Here is a 21,492-nt window from a genome sequence, read left to right as displayed (position 1 = left end):
AATACGTCAGGAGTGCGCAAATCGCATTGGTGAAGTCGTCATCGCTTCCATTCGTCTCGCCAGCGATCGAGATACATGGGAGAGACTATCCCATTCTCCGGCGTCGGCCGGCTCCGTTCTTCGTGGTGCATCGCCAACGAAAGATAAATCATTCCTGCGCGTGCTAGCCGCAGCACCCGGTATGTCTTGCGATAAAGATCCTCCCGTTGAATGGAGTATGCAAGGCGATCGTTAAAAATGTCAGGCCCCTGCCTTGGCACCAACATGTCGTGGACCTTCAGATAGGTGTGCTCAAGGCAATTACGTATAGTGTAAAGCTCTTGCGCATCGGGTTCCGCAGTCTCTTGCAAGTCCGGATCAAAAATATCCTTGGACAGCCAAAACAAACCTCGTAAGGGCCAGTTATGCGAGTTTGCGAATTCGCTGTGCACGGCCCCTACTCGCGCATTCTGGTTTTCATACCAGATCGTTTTAAAATAAACGCTCCTTGGATTCACACCGAATTTCCAATAGTCGTTTACGAAAAACGCGATCTTATCGAACAGCGCGTAGCCCATCCGGAAGGCCGCCTTTATCTTCTCGACAGCTATCGAATAAGAGGGATAGTCGAGGGTATTGTAGAGGAGCACATCGCGATCTGCAAAATGCGGAGAGTCCGCAGCCATCCCTTCGTACAGAAGCCAACGAGCCGAAGTAAATTCCTGCTTCATTTGGTTAAATAGACCGATGAGCGTTGGCGGTTCATCAAGGCTGGTGGTGAACATCGGCAAGACGAAAATGTCTTGCGCCGCGATGGTGTGAAAGCCAACGTCATTGAGCGGATTGAGAAACAATCCTTCGTGCAGCATCCGGCGGCGATATTCTTGCTCTTCTACTGTGTCTCCCAGACTGTGGTCATCGAGGTGCAGCGACTTGCCAACCGCTTCAACGTCGATGCGCTTTTCGATCTGCGCTCGCCTGTTCGCAAAGGCTGCTTTGGCGTCGCCGTGATCGTAGCCTGCGAAGTCTGCAGTTTCGGATAATGCGGCGCTGAGATCGCGATGCGCGAAAAACAGGAACGCTGCTTGGTGACCGTGATCGTACAAGCTGCCTCCGTATTCCGATAGACCCATTCCCCTGTTTCCCAGCGCCATGCCGAATTTCGGATTAACGGAAAGAGCACTGGTCCAAAGCGGTACGGCATCGACAAAGCGGCCCAAGGAGTTGAGTTGATTTGCGAGATTTGTGAAAATCTGCGAGCGCCTCACGGCATCAAGATCATCAAAACCCTTCCCACGCACAGCCAACCGCAGCGCCGATATCTGCTGCAGGACTTCAGGTTGGTTCCATTTCCACGCGACGTTTGAATCCGTGTGCTTCGCCTGTTGGCGGGCGTGCCACGCATTGGCCCGGAAGTAATATAGCAATGCAAGGTCGGCCGGACTCAACCGCCGTTTTTCAAGTTCATCGCACCATCCAAGCGCCTTATCGATTCCGTCGCCCCGTTCAAAGTCGGCCGAAGCGTCAATCACGTGCGCGACTACTTCCAGCGCTTTTGCATCCGGAAAGCTAGCGAGGTCGGTAAGCGCTAGGAGCTGCTCAAGGAGAGCAAGTCGACTATCTGTCGTTCGCGTCATGGAGGTGATCCGAAGAGAGCTCGCGTCGCCTGCATCCATTTAGCTCCATTTTAAGTTAGCACGTCTTTGTTTTCGTGCAGGAGGTGGCGGATTCAGCAGTTTAAACTTCCTTGGAGTGGTTTTTCCCACGGAGAGAGATGCCACCCAGCTTTGGTCCGGGCCCGCTTGTCGCCCTCTCCCACTCCGCCGCCATTTTTAGTTTTACGTTCCTAAGCTGCTTTGAAAGATCAGCAAGTTCGGCTGCGCTGGGAATTGACTGATGCTCATAAATCAGCTGGAGGCGAATGCCGTCTAGCTCGACCCGCATTCTTTCGTGCCAGTTAACCGCCTTCACGCAATGAAGCTGCTGCGAGAGAATCGTTGCCACACTGGTGAGCGCTCCAATGATACCAGCCCACTTTCCATAATCGTTTCCTCCATTCGCCATCATTCCGAGGGTGAGCGACGCAAAACCCGCTACGGCGGCTCCAATGACTAGGACTTGGTAAAGCCATGCGTCCCACCAACGTTTGGTATTGTGCGACGCTATCGCCGTGATCAGCTCGGCCAGAAAGGCGTCAATCGTTTTTTGATGCTCACCGGTATCAGCCATGTATTCCCCTAGCAGACTGTTTGCAGATACCCGCATCCGCGGTCGGTTAGCCGGACGGCATCGCGAACGGGCTTGGCGTCAGGTTCGCTGTTGAGGCGGCGCAAGTGGCTATCACTCTTACCCTCTCCATCAGAACGGGGCCAGTTTCGACATGATACGCGTCGCTTGGGATTCGAGATAGCGTGTTGCCGCGTCCACGCAGTCGCCCCCGTTGGTTCGGGTTCTGATCTCGGCGTGCACTCGTTCCCAATGCCGGGCTGGCCGGTTGGGATCGACGGTCGTCTTGCGAATCTCGTCGACGGCGCGGGTGCGCGCCACATCGTATGCTTCCTCACCATAGCGGGCAATCAGGTCTGCGGTATCGCTCTCAACAAAGGCATGCCGTTCCCGGCACCACCGCCAGAAGTCCATTATTTCGGGCTCTGTTTCTCCCACCGTCTGCCAAGCACTAAATTGGCAGCACACGCGCGTATCGAACGCATGAACGTGTGTAACTAGCAACCAGACCTGAAACGGCATTGGCTGCGCTTGAGGTTGTGAATAGGCTGCAAGCGACGGGGAGTGTAGCCATGCCGAAGAACATTGTCGTCTATTCAGACGGTACCGGCCAGGACGGCGGGGTGCACGTCGAACAGCGCATCAGCAACGTCTACAAGATGTACCGAGCATCACGCGTGCATCCGGAAAACGAGATCAAGCCTACCGATCAGGTCTGCTTCTACGATCCCGGTCTAGGAACAGACAGCGGTGCAAGCGGACTGACCAGCATCATGCGCAGGATCGATAAGCTGCTGCAGTCGGTGACCGGGCGCGGCATCACCAGAAACATGGCTGACTGCTACGAGTTCATCATTAATCATTACGAAGAAGGCGATCGGATCTACCTTATCGGTTTCAGCCGTGGCGCGTACACCGTCCGCTGTCTTGCGAACACCATCATGCTCTGCGGCATTCCGACAAAAGCAGAGAGCGACCCCTTGCTGCGCTACCGCAAGCAGATTCATGATATCGCCAGAGAAGCGGTCGAAACCGTCTATGAGCATGGCGCGGGCCATGCTCGCGGCGAATACGAGACCGAGCGTGATGAACAGGCCCGAAGATTTCGCGCAAAATACGGCTCAAATTTTGTCGGCGAGAGTCCTGACAAGGATAGGTCAAATGCAGCGGCATACTTTGTTGGCGTCTTTGACACGGTGGCCGCACTCGGCGCGAGCGGCATGCGCCGGTTTCTGATCCAGGCGGGCCTTACGGTTCTTTTCACCGGAGTTGCAAGCGTCGCATCCGCCGCAATCGCCATCTTGCCGTCATTAGCCGCGAAGTACTATTTCGGCCTCGGCTTCTGGTGGTCGGAGCTCGCGATGAGTGCCGTGCTGGTCGCGCTGGCGGTTCTTTGGTTTCTCTACAGGCAGCACGCGCAATATACGAAGACCATCCACGATTTCCCCACCAAGGGCGAAAGCCGTTCGCATCAGGCCGAATGGAAGTCAGGTAACTTTGACCGTCTCTTGTCGAAGTATGTCGGCACCGCCCGATCGGCCAACGCGATTGACGAAAGGCGCAAGGATTTTGACCGCGTCACATGGGGCCAGGCGGACAGTACTCAACTGTCGCAATGGTGGTTTGCAGGTAACCATTCTGACATCGGCGGCAGTTATCCGGAGACAGAGTCACGGCTCTCCGATATCTCGCTGCAGTGGATGCTCGAGGAGATGCTTAAGCTGGATCAGCCAGTCAAATTCGGACCGGTAACGGTCAACGGCGAAGCAGTGGCGGGCGGTGGCGCCATCGGCACGCCTTTGCATCTCTACCCCGACGCGACGAGCATGCAGCATAGCGAGATTTCAGGCATGCGTGATACAATAGATGCATTCAGGGAACGTCTGCCATACATGCTTCGATGGTTGCTGGCTAACGCCAACTACGAGATCATCAAGCGATCAATTCCGACGAAAGCGAATATCCATCTTTCAGTGAAGGAGCGATTTGCGCGCGAAACAGTTGTTGACTGCGCTAGCCAAAAAGTCGGGGACTATCGTCCGGAAGCGCTTCGTAAGCACGATGACTTCAAACAGTTTTATCCTGATCCTCCTCCAGCAGATGCACCGCCACCCGGCAAAAGCGAGGAACCTACGCTGCAGGCGCAATTACCTCCGTAAGTGCTCGCAAATGCGTGGCACGCTGGGGGCCATCAGCCCGACCTTCAGACTAGGGAGTCTTCCGTAGCCCGACGAAGCCGATCGAACTAGTCATATGTCCGATAGAATTTACGCATCTTCATTGAGCGAAGATCGCGCTTTTCCCGGCCAGACCCACCGACCGCTACCCACATCTTCTGCCGCCTTGTCGCTGCTTTCAACGAAACGCGCATCAGATACGCTACAGCAAGGGGCGATTTGCCAGAATCGAACAGTCGGTAGCAAATTTCAACACCGCGCGCAGTGAGATTGCCCGACTCATAGCGATTGAGTGGGTGATAGGGATGTCTCTCATCAGTCAGACCTGATCCATCAAGACGCAGTTCTTCCTTGAGCTTTGCGTTCGATAGTTTTCGCTCCAACAGCTGCCGTTCAACTCTATGCCGCAAGCGCTTCAGTTCTAGTATCAGTGCTTTCTCTGCAGGCTCAAACAAGAGCGGCGCCATCGATAGCCGCCAGACGTATCTGGACGTGGCGCGCTCGCTAATCATTCTGCGCAGGCCCCGAAGACGTTCTATTGCCTGATAATCGTACCCAGGCTTTTCCTTGCGCAAGAATTGAGTGAAGCTTTTTGCGTATTGCGTTGGGTTCAGGTCGACTGTCAATTCATGCAGCCGATGCGCAATATCATTACGAAAATCGATTAACCGCTCAATTTCTCGTTTCTCATCCGCGCTTAAAATTCCATCAGCAATAAAAATGTTGAGAGCTTTTTGCAAAGCCCTATTGGTGCCTGGAGGAATACGGGGTTCAGGCGGTGTCTTACCATCAGCGGCCAACTTGAATTCATCCGATGCCTGGATACAACCAATCACAGTCTCACGCAGATCTTCCGTATAAAAGAGCGCGAGCACCATTTCCAAAGCGCGGTACTTCAAAATGTTTCGCTCGAGCGCCCGTAAGCGACTCCCGCGTGGATTTTCGTTATGCCGCATGCGAATTCGCAGGCCTATCGTCCCACCCACTGTGGGAAAGCTGGCTACAGTTCAATCGGAACTTCAATGCCTATCTGCACAGCAACCGGCGTATAGATGTCCACTTCGGTGTCCGGTGTGGAGATAGAGACTATCAGGGTATATCGCACCGAGCGTTCAAATCTGTTTTCTGCAGGACGTGTGCGCCACCAACCGATCGTTGGATGAACCGCGACATAGCTGCGGTTGGCAAGTTCCGCAGCCGAACCTCTCCACACGTTTGAATGGATAGAGCCGTTCGTAGGTCCGGTCGTGCCGAGATCCCAAGTGCCCGCCTCGTTGGCGTGGTCCTCGTCGTAATCTTCGTCTCGGTCGTGGGCGTTGATGCGCAGTTTGAACTCTGCCAAGCTTTCCGTGGGCCGGATGACCTTGAAGCGCAAGCCATGCGACGGATAGCCGTATTTGCGATCCCAACCACGCTCGCCCGGGCTCGGCTCTACAAAATATGACAACGTGACCCGCATTTCGATTGGCGTGTCGAACGGCAAGGCGAGCAACGCATCTCGCGGCCATGGCAGCTCATGGTACTTGATATCATAGGACTTGACGTCACCTCCTTGCGGCCGGAAGAACGGCTGAATGGTGTCTTCCGCAACAAGTGTTAGATTATTCTGCGCACTGTAGAACAGGAGTTCTGGCATCGGCACCCCGTAACCGAACGTGCGAAGCAGCCGTCCTGTGTCGAGCGCACCGTTTTCGTCGGTGGCGCGCGCAAGCATGGCTTCAGTCCATCTCGCGCTGTGCACCATGAAGCCGCGCACGGTTTCGGGAGAATAGTCGGTGTAGCGAGCAACCAATTTAGTGGCCAGATTCGCGGCCAAAGCGCATGCGGCGCTCGTGTCATGAAATTCAACAAAGGGCGCAACGCCCACGGCGAATTCGTTATTGGTGGTGAGGACTTGAAGCTCAGGCAAATAATCCGGCTCACCCCCACCGGGTGGCGAGCCCATATTCCCCGCCTCCATGACGATGTCGGGCTTAAAAGGGGTTTTCATCGAGCGCGGCCACGTCATCGATGTGGTACTCGATGGGGCAAGGTCGCCACGGTTCGCCAAAGCTGCCCAACCAGGATTAGCCTCATCGTCGATGAAGGCGCGCTCGGTGTACCCGCCGACCGTAAGTGCGTTCCAGGCCTGGGCCGGATCTTGAATCGAAGCCGTTTCGTTGTAGGCCGGATAAAGTACGCGATCCCCGGGCCCGGTATTTCCAGCCGCAATCACGATGAGACGGGGCGTTTCATTGATAGAGCCAAAGGCTAGATTATCTATCGCGGCGGACCAGGAGGACGGCCGCCCTCTGTCGCGCGCATCTGCTGTAATCGCCAAGCAATAAACCTTGCGGCGCAAGCCTTCAACTTCCAACCGCGAAATGCCTTCGATCGTCACCGTGCCATATAGATCTGGTCTATGAGGATCCGGAAGATGAATGAGCTTCAACGACTGAACACCATGTGTGAGCTCAATCGGTCCTTCGCCATCAAGCACATCGGTTAAATCGCCGTAGATCGCCAAACCGGCCATCTGCGTGCCGTGACCATGAAGATAGGTGTCGTGCCCACCCCACCCGGGCTTCAGCTCCTGAACGTCATCATCTGACATAATGGGCGACAACAACGGGTGGCCATGATTGACGCCCGTATCCAACAACCCGACGACGGGGGAATTTGCGGCCAATTGACCTAAACGCGCGACCAAGCCGTCTGCCAGCTCGTGCTGGGCCGCAGCAGCCTGGGTGGAATAAAAGTCAGCCGTCACCTTGGCTTTGCGTACTTCAGCAATAACGCCAAGGACCTCTGCGCTCCGTGACAACTGCTCACGAGTACCTCGGGTAAGCACGACGGTACGATCAACAAAAGTCAGGTCGTTTGAGATCACCTCATATCCAAAGTCCTCGGCGCCATTGCGGACACGCTCTATGGATGAAGCCTCGCCGGCCACTGGGCGGCGCAGCCAAACTTCCCAGGTAATGACGGTGTTGGCGGCAGGATATAAATCGCGATCATCGGTCCAATATTCTCTCAGCGTCGCGAGCTTGATGTTGGCTATGCTCTCCACAAGCTTGCGGTGGTCGCGAACGCGCCTCGCGTCCGGATTTGCGTCGCGGTACGTTTCGAGCCTCCGCAACAGGATTTGCACCTTATCGTCTGGCACGTGAACGGTCGCGATAGTGCGGTTATCTTCGTCAGTAATGACCGACAGAAGCTGGATCTTGCTTCCTTGCAAATCCAGGCTTTCGAACGCCAACGGGAAATTCGGATCACTCTCGAAGGACAGCGTTAGCCCTGGCGATTCATAGAATCCGTTGCCTACCTTAACCGGAAACTGTTCACGCAGGCCCTGCGCCGTTTGTAATGCCCCAATCACATGAGCGGCATGCGTGGCTCGCACTCGGTCGGGGTTATTGAATTCCTTGGAAAACCCGCGGTTCGCGGTGTATCGCGCAGTGTCTGCAACGTTTACTAGAAACAAATGCGGGTATCGTGGCATCGACAGCCTTTAATGATTTGAATTTATCTCTTGGAGCTTCCGTGCAGAAGAGCGGCTTTTCGCTCTGCTATGGAGGAAAGCAAATCCGCGGAAGTAAGCGCGCGACCTTCAATCAGAGCGTGCTTCAATGCATCGCCCGTGGCGCGGGTCACATCAGCGTAGCTGAGACCTTTCGCCAAGGCTGAAAGCCTGACCCAATTCATTTTGGTAGAAGTCTTAGCACCAGAAAGTTTAAATTTCAGAGTGGTCTGAATTTCGCTGGTCGACGGCAATGAATATTGAACGATATCGTCAAAACGACGGAAGAGAGCACGGTCAAGAATGGCCGGGTGATTTGTTGCGGCGATAATCAAACTGTCGGAGGTATCCTGCTCAACCATCTGCAGGAAGCTGTTAACGATACGCCGGATCTCCCCGACATCATTGCCGAGCCCGCGTTCTGACCCAATGCTGTCGAACTCGTCGAACAGATATACGGCGCGTGTTTGCGCGATCGCATCGAATATCAGCCGCAGCTTGGTCGCAGTCTCTCCCATGAAACGCGTAATGAGGCGGTCCAGCCGGACGACGAATAAGGGCAGTGATAGCTCACCCGCAATAGCAGACGCGGTCATGGTTTTGCCTGTACCGGGCGGCCCAACCAACAGCAGCTTTTTACGGGGAGACAGTCCGTGAGCGCGAATGTCGCGGATCGTTTTGTGTTCCCGAATAACGCGGTCCAGGATTTTCCGCGTTTTGGAATTCAGCACCAAATCCTGCAAGTGAATATGCGGATAGGTGACCGTCAATAGATCGGCAATTTCCCCGCGGGGACGGGCCATTGGAATCGGCGATGGGCCGACGCTCGGCACACGCACACGGGACTTATCGATCAGTTCGCGCAGTTCTTCGGCAAGCTTACCATGGCCAATGCGCGCCTCGCCCGCCGCGATTTGCATTGCGATCGAATGAAATTGCGCGTCATCGCCCAAGGCGTAAGCCTTGAGGAGCGCTTTGAGTTGGTCGGCGCTGGGCATGAGGCGAGCTTTATTGGACACGCAGGAGTCTAACCGTAGAGACGAGATTCTGGCAACCGAAAGTGTGCGGTAGCGTTTATTTGCAATGTATAGGTGGTGCCAGACGACCGAATTCGAACCGATACGGCATCTGCAGGTCTATCCTCGTAATACGTGCCTGCCAAGCAGGCCAAAGAACGATTCGTAAGAAGAGAAGGGCCCCTCCGCCTCTAAGAAGCAAGCTTACTGGGCCTGCTCGTAGAGTTCAGTACCGTTCTCTTGACACGGTGCGGGCTTCTTCCGCACCACCGACTTTGGCTTCGGCCGAACCACATCGATAACTGCACTGGAAAGTGATGAGCACTTGAATGTACGATCGCCCAGCGTCTCTTCGCAAGCCAGCTATTCGATACTCCCGATCGAAGCGATGATGAACTTGCCTACCATCTAATGCTGATCATCGATGAGGGTAGATACGCGATCAGGCGCCGGCCTATCCGAGACTTTTCACGAGCGAAAACCGTTTGAAAGCCGTTTTAATTTCGCCGTCTCAAACGGCGTTTTTCCGCAAGTGCTTGATTTTATTGGCGCGCCCGAAAGGATTCGAGTCTCTGCCCTCTAGATTCGTAGTCTGGACGTTCGGAGCCCCGATCGCGATTGCGGCGATTGTCTCATCGTATTTGCATCCCCGTCCGATTTCTACGCCATAGCTATCCAAATCCCCCACGCACATTGGATCGCCCTTTCCCGCCTCGCACGCGTCGGTTTCCATATCGCAAATCCGATTTGGCTAGAGGCATGGGAACTAGAGGCATCGGAATATGGCAGCAAAGAACGAAGGGGCACCGATTTATCCGTTGGCTTTCACCGCACCTGAAGCACCAGACCCGACGGTTAGTGCTCAGTTCGAAGATGCGGCCCTACGTCTAACCCGCCCGATTAACCACCGGATAGCCCTCGAGGAGTTCGAGCAGCGACACAGCCAAAAAGCGAAAGGGGCAGCTGACGCTAAGAAGCGGAAAAACCGGCATGACGATCCGAGTTGACACAAGATCGCATGGCGGAGGATCGCCCATGACCGCATCAATCTATTCCATGGAGGGAGCGGCCAAGGCTCTTTTGAAGAGCCGCCGCTGGCTGCAGGAATGGCTGGGGCATCATCCCGTGGATGAGAACGGAATCCCCTATTATTCGCCCCTTGGCCGATCCAAGACGTTCGACGATAATGATCTGGTTCGGATCCGTGCAGCCTGCAGGGAGGAAGAGCGATGCCGATTAAGCTCATCCCGCCCCGCGCGGGCAAAACCCCGTACTTCGCCGGCCGCGGCACCCACTTCGGGCGATATGTTGACCGAAGCACGAAGGCTCGCGAAAAGCGGGTCGCGCTCCAAGTCATCAGAAAATGGGAACGGGAAATCGAGCGTGGTGAATTTTCCACGCCAAGCGAAGCGACATTCGCTAGCGCCGTCGTCGCATACCTGAAGTCAGGCGGCGATCCGCGGCCGACAGGTCCGCTCATCGAATACTTCATCAAGCCGGACGGCAAATCGACTCCGCTGCGCGAGATCAACCAGACCGCAATCGACACCTGCGCGCTGGCGCTCTTCCCGGATCACACGCCGGCAACCCGCAATCGCGAGGTCTACACGCCGATCTCGGCCATCCTGAAAGGTGCCGGGCCCGACTTCGATTTCAAGATCCGCCGGCCGAAGGGCTCGCGCGGCAAGGTCGTCACCGGCTGGCTGTGGCCAGAACAGGCGTTCCGGATCTTCGATGCCGCGGCGACGCTCGACGCCGAGTTCGGCATCTTCCTGCACTATCTCTGCTACACTGGCTGCCGCATCAGTGAGGCGCTACGACTCACCTGCAACGAGCTGCGCGTCAGCGAGGCCTTCGCTTTCCACCGCATCACTAAGAACGAGGATCCGCGCGCGGTCTTCCTGCCGCCGGTGCTGGTGGCCAGCCTCGCCAATCATCCCCGCGGCCTTGAGCGCGGCACTCAGCGCGTGTTCCGATTCCACCAGGGCGGATCACTGCGCTACATGCTTCAAGCGGCCTGCATGATCGCCTGCAGCCTTCCTCAGCCAAAACGCGTTCGGAAAGGCAAGACGCCGCCGAAGCCGGCCTATGAACTCGACTTCGTCAACTTCCACACGTTCTGCCACACCTACGGCACCTGGATGCGCCGCTACGCGGGCCTCGACATCAAGGGCCTGGTCGGCACGGGTCGATGGAAGAGCGAACAGTCCGCATCGCGCTACGCCCATGTGGTGCCGAGCGAGGATGCAGTGAAGGCGGCAGTGCTGCCGACAGCGAACGGTTCAAAGGCTTCGGCATGACTGGAGAGGAACGGCAGTGGCACTGGAGCGAGGGTAACAAATACGCACCGAATGTATGAAGGCCGTGTTGTTGTTGAACGGCGGCAGCGCGCTCGCTCTCTTGCCGTTCTTCGGCAGCCGACCGCGAATGTTGAGCACGGTCGCCACGGAAGCGGTTGGTAACGCGCTGTTCAGTTTCGGAATAGGCACCACCGGTTCCGTAATGGTCTTCCTGTGTGCCTATCTAACGCAGCTCCACTACGGCAACGAGGGCACCGAGATTCGCCCCGGCCGACAAGGAGTCATTTGGCACAATCTTGCCTATGGCGCCGTCGCGATAGCTGTCGGGCTACGCAAGGACCGCAACGCCCTCCGAGAACAGTTCAGGACAAAGCACTTCGGCCTGGGCAACAAATCATAACGAAAAAAGACCGATTCCCCGACGACCGGCCAAGACGATGACTGAGGTCCGTATTGATGTGAGCCGATACCCAGGCATCACCAATAAGTTCAAAGAAGCAAAGCGTCTTTCTGACGCCCTCACCTACGTTCAGGTCTGTATCGCAGCTATCGATGATTACCTAGAGAAACTACGTCGGCAGAGGCACTGAGAGCAGCGTCGTCGGCCTACGGCATGGACAGCTGAGTTTTACCCTCCGGGAGGTCACCCTTGTAGGGCCCGTACTGGTTGAGAAAGTCTCGCCAGAAACGAATGACGACTTCCAACAGGAGAGCAAACGGAAGCAGCTGCTGTGTCGGATCGCTTCCGCCAAGGTCCACCGTCAAGTAGCCCGTTCCATACGGTCCCATTCCATAGCCGCCCTGCCCGTACCCGCCGATGCGAGCCGTGCTAACGCTCTGATCGCGCAGGAAGTGTTTACTACCATTCGAGATGTCTTGGACCATGGCGTACCACACCGATTGACCATCGATCCACGACTTGAAGTCCGGTCGATTCTTGATGCCCAACTTCATCCGCAGCGCAGCATCGGCCTTCAGGAAGTCGACCCACACCCAATCTGCCATATGATGCGCTGTGATTGCGCAATTCATGCCATGGCGCGCTGAGTCCTGATGGCCCATAAAGTCATCGAAGTCTTCCAGCAGCTTTTGGTAGAAATCCCGTGAATTATTGATGTCGAACATGTCAGATCCGTCCGCCAAGCTGCCGAAGCATCACTATATCCCTGTGCTCTACCTTAAACAGTGGACGAAAGACGGACGATTCACGGAGTTCAGTCGTCCATCTGGGCGAGGTCGCGTTGAGCCGCGCGGTACAGCTGCACGCGGCACTGGTTATCAGCAGGGCCTGTACCGCCTCATGTCGCCAGGCATCCCTGAGGATCTGGCCGAGCAGGTCGAGCGGAATTTCATGGGCACGGTCGACAACCTAGCCAAGGACGCATTGGACATTCTGCTGGGGTCATCGCATGCCAAGTGGAATGACAAGACACGCAGCGCCTGGGCGCGTTTCGTCAACGGGCTGCTCTTCCGTGTTCCTGAGCGCGTCGCCTCGGCTCGAAAGTTCTTGGAGGACTTCTGGCGGGCCGACTTCGAGCGGCATAAGGCGGAATACGACGCCCAGAAGGGTCCCGAAGATCCAGAGTTTTCCGACTACATCCCGGAAGCGGTCAATCGTGAGACACTCCAATTCATAATGACGCAGATTGACGACAGGAGGATTGGCACTCTGCTCGGTCGTATGCGATGGCGCACCATCGACGTCGAGGCGACCGGGCGGCGTCTTTTTACTTCCGATAGGCCAGTCATCATGAGCAACGGCCTTGCATACGAAAGCTCTCACATGCTTCTGCCAATCAGCCCTACACGGTTCTTTGTCGCTACGCATACACCAGCGATGGAAAATCACCTCGCCAATGTCATTCCGCGGCGTGAGCTGGTGAAGATATGCAATCGCCACATTATTCGGCGAGCGCAGAAATACGCCTGGAACACGAATGACACAGAAATTGATTTCGTGCGTAAGCATCTGTCAGCAGAAGCAGATATGGACAGCCGCTTTTGGGAAGCACTACCCGACAGGTTTACTCAGTTGAACAGCGGAGTGTCGAGCGCATAGGCAGCGGCCCATGCGGCATCCGCCTCGTCTTCCTTTAGATCAACGCCCCAGCGAGCATGCGCCGCACCCTGCATGTCCGGCTTCTTGGCGTTGCCCTTCCCCGTCGCATGAATCTTTAGTTGAGCGAGATGGATCGCCGACCACGGGAGCCCCGCCAGCTCGCAGGTGAGTACGGCAGCTCCAAGCATGGGGAGGAGAGCTTTGACGCCGGAGAATTGCCCGGAGAACAGTTCCTCGATGCACACCCCGACGCAATCCAGTCCCGCAAAGCGATTGATAATGCCGGCGACGCCGACCGTGCGACTACCGATGTTACTTTCAAGCCGAACTGTGGGCATCCAACCCTCCATCCAGGAATACCCTTGCCACGCCGAGATTCGTTCCGAGGAAGCAGATCGGACGCTGCGATCAACATTAAGCGCACGGGCAAGGATGGCCCGTTTGACTGCCAGACACATCGCAAGCCCACCTATTAAAGCGACACCCGAGCTTGAGCGCTCTAAAGTCCGAAACGATTTTACTCATGCAGCCTCCATTGAAGGCAGATCATACGCTGGCCGCTCCCCTGTTCAACGAGCGTGTTGAGGCATCAGAGATCATCGTCACCGTAATAAGGCGTGTCAGGGAAGCGTTCGCTGTTGATTCTACGGATAGCCGTTAAGTAAAGCTCCGGGTCAAACTTCATGTGCCCTCCACGCGCATCAACTTCCTCCATCAAGGCCGTCTCGGCCTTGGGGTATGATGCGACAATCATGCCAAAGGTCTCCCGAACAACCCGAGCATGCCTTCGCAAAGAATTTTCTCTCCCGGCAAAGATTGAGGTTCCGAAGTCAAGAAGTTTGATCATTTTGAAGGCGTGAGTTGGCTCCGCAAAGACCATCACGTTTCCGGTATGGGCGTCGCCGTGATAGAGAGTATCAGTAGTTGTCGCCGAAATAGCCCGCCAATACTCTCCCGCCAAATGCAGCGGTGAATACCTTCTCATCTTAAGCGCCTCACTCAGCGTATGTCCGTTGACCTTTTCCATAGATGAGTAAAGGAAACCGCCGACTTGCTCGATATCATGAATGACAACCACCCAATCGGGGTCAGACGCCGCAAGTTTCCTAGCCTCTGCGATTCCTTGCGCAACCTTGTCTCTACGATCTGCCTTCCGTAGCTTCATCCATACTTTTACCGCACGGGGCTGTTTGAGATGTCGGTGAAGCGCATTGAAGACCACACCGTTCGCATTCGAGCCATCTCCAAGTGTTCCCAATATCTCGAATTTGTCTATTGGCTTGCCGCCAAGATGCAGCAGGCCATCCTCGACATAGACCGCTTCAGATACCTTGATTGAAAAAGCGGTCATTGACGTCGGCCAACATGGAAATCATCTGACTTAACCTTAGATGCCTTCATCTCCTGCCGCCTATCCTTCTTGCCGCAATAGGTAGGCTTCGGATTCGCGCGTGTTTTCTTGGCCGTCGGCACTCTCACGGTACGAGAGCCGCTGCGCTTCCGCCTTGAGAGCTTTCAGGCGGGACTTCCTGTGCGTGCCATCGTGGACATTGGCATGCGCATGCTGTCGCCGCGCGAACTTTACCGTGCACAGGTTTTCCCCGATTCCTACATCATCGATCGCACGAAGGAAGGCAAGCCGCTTTCCAAAGCGTCACAGGTTCGTATGTGCGGCAATTCAGTAAGCCCGGTGCTGGCCGAGGTGTTGGTGCGAGCCAACCTGTCCGAGAGCATCCTGTTTGAAACGCCTGCAAACGATAACCAAGAGAAAGCAGTGGCATGACGACTGCCCCACAGATCGAGAGCCAGATTTCCTATTTAAACGTCACATTGTAGTTATGCTTGAACATATCGCGCCGCACAGGTGACTGATTGTCTGGATGGTCACACGCGACACTAAGCACAACATCATTCTCCTTTCCCCCACGAATAATTGAATAAACAATTCTGCCTGGATTAGAGTGAGGCGTACCGACAAAACCTTCGTTGTATCCATTTACGCGAAGCGTGTTCGCATTCCCCTCAGGAACCAATAAGTCATTTATCTCATAAACTTTGTGGGGCTTTGGCTCACCGTTAAATGGAAAGTCGATCCGGTTTAAGTTGAAGTACATCTCAACTTGATTGTCTACAAACTGAAGAACAAGCTGATAGCGCACGCTTTTCTGAAGCTCGAGAGCAGGAACAGGCTGCGCGCAGTCAGCAACGGCAGATGCTGGCGTCGCAAGAAGCAAAATCCCAATGACAGCGAGCGTGGAAACTTTCCGAATTGAAAGGTATGAAGATTCAAGCAACATTTTGAACTACCTTTGGATGATGAATTAATTTGAGCATTGTGACGAGGTTTAAGCCGGACACAATGCCCGCTCTGGGTTCATCTCAGCTCGCCCACACCTTCTAAGAACTTACCGAAGCCCCGCCTCCGGCGCTATCGCCAAGAGGGCCCCCCTATCCGCAACAACGCCAACCGCCCTGGTCGTCCTTGATCAGGGACCTGTGGCGGCACGGCTCGTGAGAGCGGGGGATCGCGGGTTACTATTCGGACCAGAAGGTCCGTCTTGTGCGTTGGGACGCTGTCAAAAATGTCGAAACCGTCGCTGGAAAAACTGAGGAAAAACGCCGGCCTTCGGCATAACGCTTTGATTTTGTTGAGATAGGATTTCCCTTCACACGGGAGAGGTCCAAGGTTCGATCCCTTGTGAACCAACCATTATTCCAGCATATTCAAGTATTTAGCGGCCTTACTCCCTCGAAGTGTGCCCCGGAAAAGCTGGGGCACAGCAGGGGCACACTCGTTTCGGCGCTTGATCATCGTCATGGATTGGCCGGCGCAGCTCTCTAGCCGCCAAGTTAGACTTTCGTGAAATCGGGCTTTCGCTTCTCTGTAAAGGCAGAGAAGGCCTCGCGAGCTTCCGCGCTCTGAAGCCGCTCTTTGAAAAGAGCGCTTTCTTCAGCGATCCTTTCGACCATTTCCTGCTGCTCTCGCATCAAAAGCTTTGTATGGCGAAGTGCGCCCGTCGGACGCTGCGTCAAAGTCAGGGCGGCGGTCGCCGCCCTCGCACGAACGTCGCCGATAGGGACAACGGCATTGGCAAGTCCGCATTGAAGTGCGGTTGCTGCATCCATCGGCTCTCCCAACGCGAACATGGCATACGCCCTCACGTGCCCGATCCGCGAAGGGAGTAACCAACTCGAGGCGGCTTCGGGCACAAGCGCCAGATTGACGAAAGGCGTGATCAGGCGCGCATTCTCCGCCAAGTAGACCAGATCGCAATGCAGGAGCATCGTGGTTCCGACACCAACGGCGTTTCCCTGGACGGCCGCGACGAGCGGCTTGGTCGCCTTTGCTAAATTGCCGATAAAGCGAAACGCGGGACTGTCAGTGGTTTCGTTTGCCGTGGACTGGGCGGCAAAGTCCGCCAAGTCGTTGCCGGAGGTGAAGCTGTCGCCGTCGCCCTGAAACAGAACGACCTTGACGGCGGGATCCCTTTCGGATCGTTCGAGGCCTTCCGACATCGCGTCGTACATCGCGCCAGTCAGCGCGTTCTTCTTTTCGGGACGCGAGATCGTGAGCGTCATCACGCCATCGACGACATCCGTCTTCAAATGATCCGTCATGCCATCGTCCTCAGCTTGCGGCGCGCAGGGGTTCGCGGGCAGAGGCGTCGAGAAAACCGGTCAAGCGCTGGCGGATGATGCTTTCGGCGTCCGCCATGATGCGATCGATCAGTTCCTTGACGGTCGGGATGTCGTTGATGAGGCCCGCAACCATGCCGCAGCTCCAGGCGCCGGCGTCCATGTCACCGTCGACCATGACTTTCGGATACACGCCCGCCACTTCATTGATGATGTCGCCGATGACCAATGAGTCACCCTTAGCTCGTTCGGTTGCGAGCAGCCGCTCGACTCCGGCGTTATTGAGAACGCGCTCGGTATTCCTGAGCGAGCGCATCACCAGACGGGTGTCGAGTTCTGACGCCTTCACAATCGCATCCTTGACGTTCTGATGAACGGGCGCCTCTTTGGTCGCCACGAACCGGGTGCCCATGTTCATGCCCGCAGCGCCCATCGCGAGCACCGCAACCAGACTACGCGCGTCGGCCATCCCTCCCGATGCAACGAACGGGATCTTCAGCTCTTCGGCAGCGCGCGGCAGCAGAATCATGTTTGGCATGTCGTCTTCGCCGGGATGGCCGCCGCATTCGAAGCCGTCGACGCTGACGGCATCGCAACCGATCTTCTCCGCCTTCAACGAATGGCGAACGGAAGTGCACTTGTGGATGACCTTGATCCCCGCCTCTTTCAGGGCTGGCATATATTGCTCAGGGCTTCGACCTGCGGTCTCCACCGCCTTGATGCCGCCTTCCTTAATGGCGGCGATGTATTCTGGATAGGGCGGCGCGTCGAACGTCGGAAGAAATGTCAGGTTCACGCCGAACGGTTTGTCGGTCATGTCGTGACAGCGCGCGATTTCCTTCGCGAGGTTCTCGGGCGTTCTCTGCGTCAATCCGGTGATGATGCCCAGGCCACCGGCATTCGAGACGGCCGCGGCGAGTTCGGCAAAGCCTACATAGTGCATGCCGCCCTGAATGATGGGATGTTCGATCCCGAACAGGTCTGTGATCGCGGTTCTCATGATCGTCTCCGAATCTCGCTGTTTAGGTTTCTTATTATCAGTGAACGATTTCGAGCAAACCCGCTGCGCCCATCCCGCCACCGACGCACATCGTGACCACCGCGTACTTCGCCTTGCGACGACGCCCCTCGATCAATGCATGCCCCGTCAGTCGCGCGCCGGTCATGCCATAGGGGTGACCGACCGCGATGGAGCCGCCGTTGACGTTGAGCTTCTCGGGATCAATGCCGAGCTTGTCGCGGCAGTAGATGACCTGGACCGCGAATGCCTCGTTCAATTCCCAAAGGTCGATGTCGTCGATCGTGAGACCATGACGTTTGAGGAGACGCGGAACGGCGAAGATCGGCCCTATGCCCATCTCGTCGGGCTCGCAACCCGCCGAGACGAATCCACGGAAGATTCCGAGCGGCTTTAGGCCCTTTTTGGCGGCGAGCTTGTCGCTCATGACCACGGTGGCGCTGGCACCGTCCGATAGCTGGCTCGCGTTGCCGCCGGTGATCGTGTAACCGGGGCCCTTCGCGGGCTTGACCTTGGCCAACCCCTCGGCGGTGGTGTCGGGACGCGGGCCCTCGTCCGCCAAGAGCGTGATCTCGTTGTAGGAGATGGCGCCGGTCTCCTTGTTAGTCACGGCCATCGTCGTCTTGATCGGCGCCAGTTCGTCATTGAAGCGGCCGGCCTGCTGCGCGGCCGCGGTGCGGCGCTGACTTTCGAGACTGTATTCGTCCTGCGCGTCCCGAGAGATGTCGTAGCGTTTTGCGACGTTTTCGGCCGTATCCAGCATGGCGATGTAAGCGTCGCCTTTGATCGCCAGAAGCTCCGGATCGACCGCGTGCCACTGGTTCATGTGCTCGTTCTGGACCAAGCTGATGGATTCACCGCCTCCGCCGACCGCGACCTCCACGCCATCGAAGATCACCGACCGAGCGGCAAGCGCGATCGCCTGAAGCCCCGACGCGCACTGTCTGTCGATGGTGGTGCCGGCGACCGTGACGGGAAGACCGGCGCAAGCAGAGCCTTACGCGCGATGTTCGACCCCGTCGTACCCTGCTGCATGGCGCATCCCATCACGACGTCCTCGACTTCTCCGCCAACGATGTTCGCACGTGCGAGCGCAGCCGAAATGGCGTGTCCCATCATGGTCGCACCTTCGGTATTGTTGAGCGCGCCCTTATAGGCCTTTCCGATCGGGGTGCGGGCGGTCGATACGATTACGGCTTCGGTCATTTATTATTTCCTTGGCTGGATGGGACGGGCGTGACCGCGCGTCATGCGGCGCGGGCGAATCGCATCAGATGGAAAGCGGGGTCGCCGAACTGGATGTCGATGGCGCCGATACGCTTGAAATAGTGACCGACCTTGAGCTCGTCGCTCATGCCCATGCCACCGTGCAGTTGGATCGCCTGTTCGCCGATGAAGCGCGCAGCATATCCGACCTTTGTCTTCGCGCCGGAGGCTAGCTTCGTGACATGGGCGTCGTTGGACGCCAGCGTCAGGGTTAGATGCTGCATCAACGAGACGGCTTCCTGCAGCGCGATAAACATGTCGACCATTCTGTGCTGCAGCACCTGAAACGATCCGAGGGTCACGCCGAATTGCTTGCGGGTCTTGCTGTAGTCTAGCGTCGCCGCATTCAGCTCGGTCATTGCGCCTATAGCCTCGGCACACAGTCCGCCGATGCCGCGGTCGCGACAGCTCTCGAGCGCGACGACTCCCTGGCCTTCGCGTCCGAGCAGGTTGACCGCCGGGATGCGAACATCCTTCAGCGTGACCTCGGCGGCGCGCCTGCCGTCGACCGTCCGGTAGCTTTGCATGTGTAGACCGGCCGCCCGGCTGTCGACGATGAACAGGGACACGCCGTCACGATCGCCATCTCGGCCGGACGTTCTCGCGGAGACGATCAGCCGGTCGGCCCACGGAGCACCGATCACGGCGGCTTTCGTTCCCGACAGGACGTAGTCATCACCACTTCGGTCCGCAGACACCGATACCTTGTTGAGGTTGTACCGAGATCCCGGTTCGGCCCAGGCCAACGCCCACGTCGCCTCGCCCGCTGCGATCTCGGCGAGCAATTCCCCGCGTTGGTCGTCGGTCCCCAATGCCTCGATTAGCCCTCCCGCCAGCACAACCGTCTCGAAATATGGCTCGACGACGAGGCTGCGGCCGAACTCCTGCATGACGATCATGGTCGTCAGCGGGCCGTTCCCGAGGCCGCCATATTCCTCCGCGAACGGTGCCGCCAGAAGACCGAGGTCGGCGAACTTTGCCCACACTGCGCGACTCCAACCATCTTCGCCCGCGACGATCTTCGCTCGGTCATCGAAGCCGTATTCATCCTTCAGGAACCGTTGCACGCTGTTGCGGAGCAATTCCTGGTCTTCGGTCAGTTCGATGTCCATGGACGCCTCTCCTGGTGCGGGTCAAAGACCGAGCACGGCTTTCGCGATGATGTTGCGTTGAATCTCGTTGGATCCGCCGTAGATGCTGAGCTTGCGCGAGTTGAGGTATTTTTCCGCCGACGTATGCCCATAGTCAGGCCCGGGCATGAAACGGTTCCCGCTGACGGGATGCTCTCGAAGAGCAACGCCGTAATTGCCCATCGCGCGGTGCGTGAGGTCGGTAATGCGCTGGAAGATCTCGGTGCCTCTGATCTTGAAGAGCGATGCGGCCGGGCCGGGATCGATACCGCGCGACATCTGCGCGACAACCCTCAATTCCGTCGCTTCGAGGGCCAGCACATCCAATTCGACACGGGCGATCTCACGGATGAACTCCGCGAAACTCGGATCGTCCTCGGGAATTTCCGCCCTGACGATGTCCTTGAGCCGCCGCAGGTACCGCGTCGAACGACCGATACCCGCCATGCTGGTGCGTTCGTTGCCGAGGAGGAATTTTGCGTAGGTCCAGCCCTTGTTCTCCTCGCCGATCAGATTCTCGATCGGCACCCGCACGTCCTCAAGGAAGACATCGTTGACCTCATGTGAGCCGTCGATCGTGATGATCGGCCGAACCGTCACACCCGGCGTTTTCATGTCGATCAGCAGGAACGAGATTCCTGCCTGGGGCTTCCCGGACGGATCGGTGCGGACGAGGCAGAAGATCCAGTCCGCGTGCTGCGCGAGAGTGGTCCATGTCTTGTGCCCGTTGACGACATAATGATCGCCATCACGAACCGCCTTGGTCCTGACCGAGGCTAGATCCGACCCCGAACCCGGCTCCGAGTAGCCTTGGCACCACCAGTCCTCGCCCGACAATATGCGTGGCAGGAACCTCGCCTTCTGCGCCTCCTTCCCGAACGTGTAGATGACCGGGCCGACCATCGTCACGCTGAAGGCGAGCGGAGGAAGCGTCCCCGCACGCGAGGTCTCCTGGTCCCAGATGAAGCGCTGGGTGAGAGACCAACCGGGTCCGCCATACTCCTTCGGCCAGAGCGGCGCGATCCAACCCTTCTTATGTAGGATCTTGTGCCAGAGAAGCGATTGCTCCTTGGTCAGGTCGGTCTCCGGGTTGGCGACGCGCATTTCCTTGGGGTAATGCTCCGCGATAAAGGAGCGAACCTCATCGCGGAAGGCTGCATCTTCGGCAGAGAGATTCAGCTCCATG

19 protein-coding genes and 1 pseudogene are annotated in these 21,492 nt (G+C 56.9%); 5 read left to right on the top strand and 15 right to left on the bottom strand.

Annotated features, from left to right (window positions below):
• Nucleotides 1-38: 38 nt before the first annotated feature.
• The 3 genes from AB7828_RS29545 to AB7828_RS29535 form a co-directional block, all read right to left on the bottom strand.
• Complete coding sequence (locus AB7828_RS29545) at nucleotides 39-1,616, bottom strand: LA2681 family HEPN domain-containing protein (protein WP_441231919.1); 1,578 nt, start codon at nucleotides 1,614-1,616, stop codon at nucleotides 39-41.
• Between the two features lie 100 nt (nucleotides 1,617-1,716).
• Nucleotides 1,717-2,208, bottom strand: coding sequence for a hypothetical protein (locus AB7828_RS29540; protein ID WP_441231918.1), 492 nt, complete (start codon nucleotides 2,206-2,208; stop codon nucleotides 1,717-1,719).
• Nucleotides 2,209-2,337: 129 nt separating this feature from the next.
• The gene (locus tag AB7828_RS29535) at nucleotides 2,338-2,727 is read right to left on the bottom strand and encodes a hypothetical protein (RefSeq protein WP_441231917.1); all 390 of its coding nucleotides are present in this window, start codon (nucleotides 2,725-2,727) and stop codon (nucleotides 2,338-2,340) included.
• 50 nt (nucleotides 2,728-2,777) lie between these two features.
• On the opposite strand from AB7828_RS29535, the gene AB7828_RS29530 reads away from it, so the two are divergent.
• Entirely contained in the window at nucleotides 2,778-4,364 is a 1,587-nt protein-coding gene (locus AB7828_RS29530; protein WP_441231916.1) for a DUF2235 domain-containing protein, read from the top strand.
• An 86-nt stretch (nucleotides 4,365-4,450) separates the two neighbouring features.
• On the opposite strand, the gene AB7828_RS29525 is transcribed toward AB7828_RS29530, so the two are convergent.
• Genes AB7828_RS29525 through AB7828_RS29515 form a run of 3 tightly spaced genes read right to left on the bottom strand, consistent with a single transcriptional unit; the run spans nucleotide 4,451 to nucleotide 8,900 of the window.
• On the bottom strand, nucleotides 4,451-5,338 hold the full coding sequence (locus AB7828_RS29525; protein ID WP_441231915.1) for a hypothetical protein: 888 nt from the start codon (nucleotides 5,336-5,338) through the stop codon (nucleotides 4,451-4,453).
• 44 nt (nucleotides 5,339-5,382) lie between these two features.
• Nucleotides 5,383-7,845 carry a S8 family peptidase gene (locus AB7828_RS29520; protein WP_441231914.1) on the bottom strand — a complete coding sequence of 821 codons (2,463 nt, stop codon included), beginning with the start codon at nucleotides 7,843-7,845 and terminating at the stop codon, nucleotides 5,383-5,385.
• A 41-nt stretch (nucleotides 7,846-7,886) separates the two neighbouring features.
• Nucleotides 7,887-8,900, bottom strand: a complete 1,014-nt coding sequence (locus AB7828_RS29515) for an AAA family ATPase (protein WP_441231913.1) — start codon at nucleotides 8,898-8,900, stop codon at nucleotides 7,887-7,889.
• Between the two features lie 1,226 nt (nucleotides 8,901-10,126).
• On the opposite strand from AB7828_RS29515, the gene AB7828_RS29510 reads away from it, so the two are divergent.
• Entirely contained in the window at nucleotides 10,127-11,197 is a 1,071-nt protein-coding gene (locus tag AB7828_RS29510; RefSeq protein ID WP_441231912.1) for a site-specific integrase, read from the top strand.
• 55 nt (nucleotides 11,198-11,252) lie between these two features.
• Nucleotides 11,253-11,597 (top strand): hypothetical protein, encoded by a 345-nt coding sequence (locus tag AB7828_RS29505; protein ID WP_441231911.1) that lies wholly within the window; start codon nucleotides 11,253-11,255, stop codon nucleotides 11,595-11,597.
• Nucleotides 11,598-11,803: 206 nt separating this feature from the next.
• On the opposite strand, the gene AB7828_RS29500 is transcribed toward AB7828_RS29505, so the two are convergent.
• On the bottom strand, nucleotides 11,804-12,322 hold the full coding sequence (locus AB7828_RS29500; protein ID WP_441231910.1) for a hypothetical protein: 519 nt from the start codon (nucleotides 12,320-12,322) through the stop codon (nucleotides 11,804-11,806).
• Here AB7828_RS29500 and AB7828_RS29495 point away from each other — a divergent pair.
• On the top strand, nucleotides 12,312-13,256 hold the full coding sequence (locus AB7828_RS29495; RefSeq protein ID WP_441231909.1) for a DUF4238 domain-containing protein: 945 nt from the start codon (nucleotides 12,312-12,314) through the stop codon (nucleotides 13,254-13,256). The two genes, AB7828_RS29500 and AB7828_RS29495, sit on opposite strands and share 11 nt — an antisense overlap.
• Here the strand turns inward: AB7828_RS29495 and AB7828_RS29490 are convergent.
• Both AB7828_RS29490 and AB7828_RS29485 read right to left on the bottom strand, forming a co-directional pair.
• Nucleotides 13,226-13,594: a hypothetical protein gene (locus tag AB7828_RS29490; protein ID WP_441231908.1), complete on the bottom strand. Its 369-nt coding sequence runs from the start codon at nucleotides 13,592-13,594 to the stop codon at nucleotides 13,226-13,228. The two genes, AB7828_RS29495 and AB7828_RS29490, sit on opposite strands and share 31 nt — an antisense overlap.
• A gap of 251 nt (nucleotides 13,595-13,845) precedes the next feature.
• The gene (locus tag AB7828_RS29485; RefSeq protein ID WP_441231907.1) at nucleotides 13,846-14,607 is read right to left on the bottom strand and encodes a protein kinase domain-containing protein; all 762 of its coding nucleotides are present in this window, start codon (nucleotides 14,605-14,607) and stop codon (nucleotides 13,846-13,848) included.
• Nucleotides 14,608-14,715: 108 nt separating this feature from the next.
• Between AB7828_RS29485 and AB7828_RS29480 the strand changes: the two genes are divergently transcribed.
• Entirely contained in the window at nucleotides 14,716-15,039 is a 324-nt protein-coding gene (locus tag AB7828_RS29480; protein ID WP_441231906.1) for a DNA cytosine methyltransferase, read from the top strand.
• Nucleotides 15,040-15,070: 31 nt separating this feature from the next.
• Here AB7828_RS29480 and AB7828_RS29475 read toward each other — a convergent pair whose 3' ends face one another.
• From AB7828_RS29475 to AB7828_RS29450, 6 genes and pseudogenes are all read right to left on the bottom strand, one after another.
• Nucleotides 15,071-15,553, bottom strand: coding sequence for a hypothetical protein (locus AB7828_RS29475; protein WP_441231905.1), 483 nt, complete (start codon nucleotides 15,551-15,553; stop codon nucleotides 15,071-15,073).
• Nucleotides 15,554-16,106: 553 nt separating this feature from the next.
• A complete protein-coding gene (locus AB7828_RS29470; RefSeq protein WP_309946822.1) occupies nucleotides 16,107-16,874 on the bottom strand; it encodes an enoyl-CoA hydratase in 768 nt (255 codons plus the stop codon).
• Nucleotides 16,875-16,884: 10 nt separating this feature from the next.
• Nucleotides 16,885-17,892, bottom strand: a complete 1,008-nt coding sequence (locus AB7828_RS29465; protein WP_231081176.1) for an NAD(P)H-dependent flavin oxidoreductase — start codon at nucleotides 17,890-17,892, stop codon at nucleotides 16,885-16,887.
• A gap of 37 nt (nucleotides 17,893-17,929) precedes the next feature.
• Nucleotides 17,930-19,116 (bottom strand): annotated as a pseudogene (locus AB7828_RS29460) (acetyl-CoA C-acyltransferase).
• A gap of 41 nt (nucleotides 19,117-19,157) precedes the next feature.
• On the bottom strand, nucleotides 19,158-20,288 hold the full coding sequence (locus AB7828_RS29455) for an acyl-CoA dehydrogenase family protein (protein WP_116660943.1): 1,131 nt from the start codon (nucleotides 20,286-20,288) through the stop codon (nucleotides 19,158-19,160).
• A gap of 21 nt (nucleotides 20,289-20,309) precedes the next feature.
• A complete protein-coding gene (locus tag AB7828_RS29450; RefSeq protein WP_120288904.1) occupies nucleotides 20,310-21,491 on the bottom strand; it encodes an acyl-CoA dehydrogenase family protein in 1,182 nt (393 codons plus the stop codon).
• Nucleotide 21,492: the final 1 nt, after the last annotated feature.

It is taken from the genome of Tardiphaga sp. 215_C5_N2_1 (assembly GCF_052076055.1).
GTDB lineage: Bacteria > Pseudomonadota > Alphaproteobacteria > Rhizobiales > Xanthobacteraceae > Tardiphaga > Tardiphaga robiniae.
The sequence above is the reverse complement of the archived record's forward strand: the minus strand, read 5'-3'. Positions and strand labels throughout refer to the sequence as shown.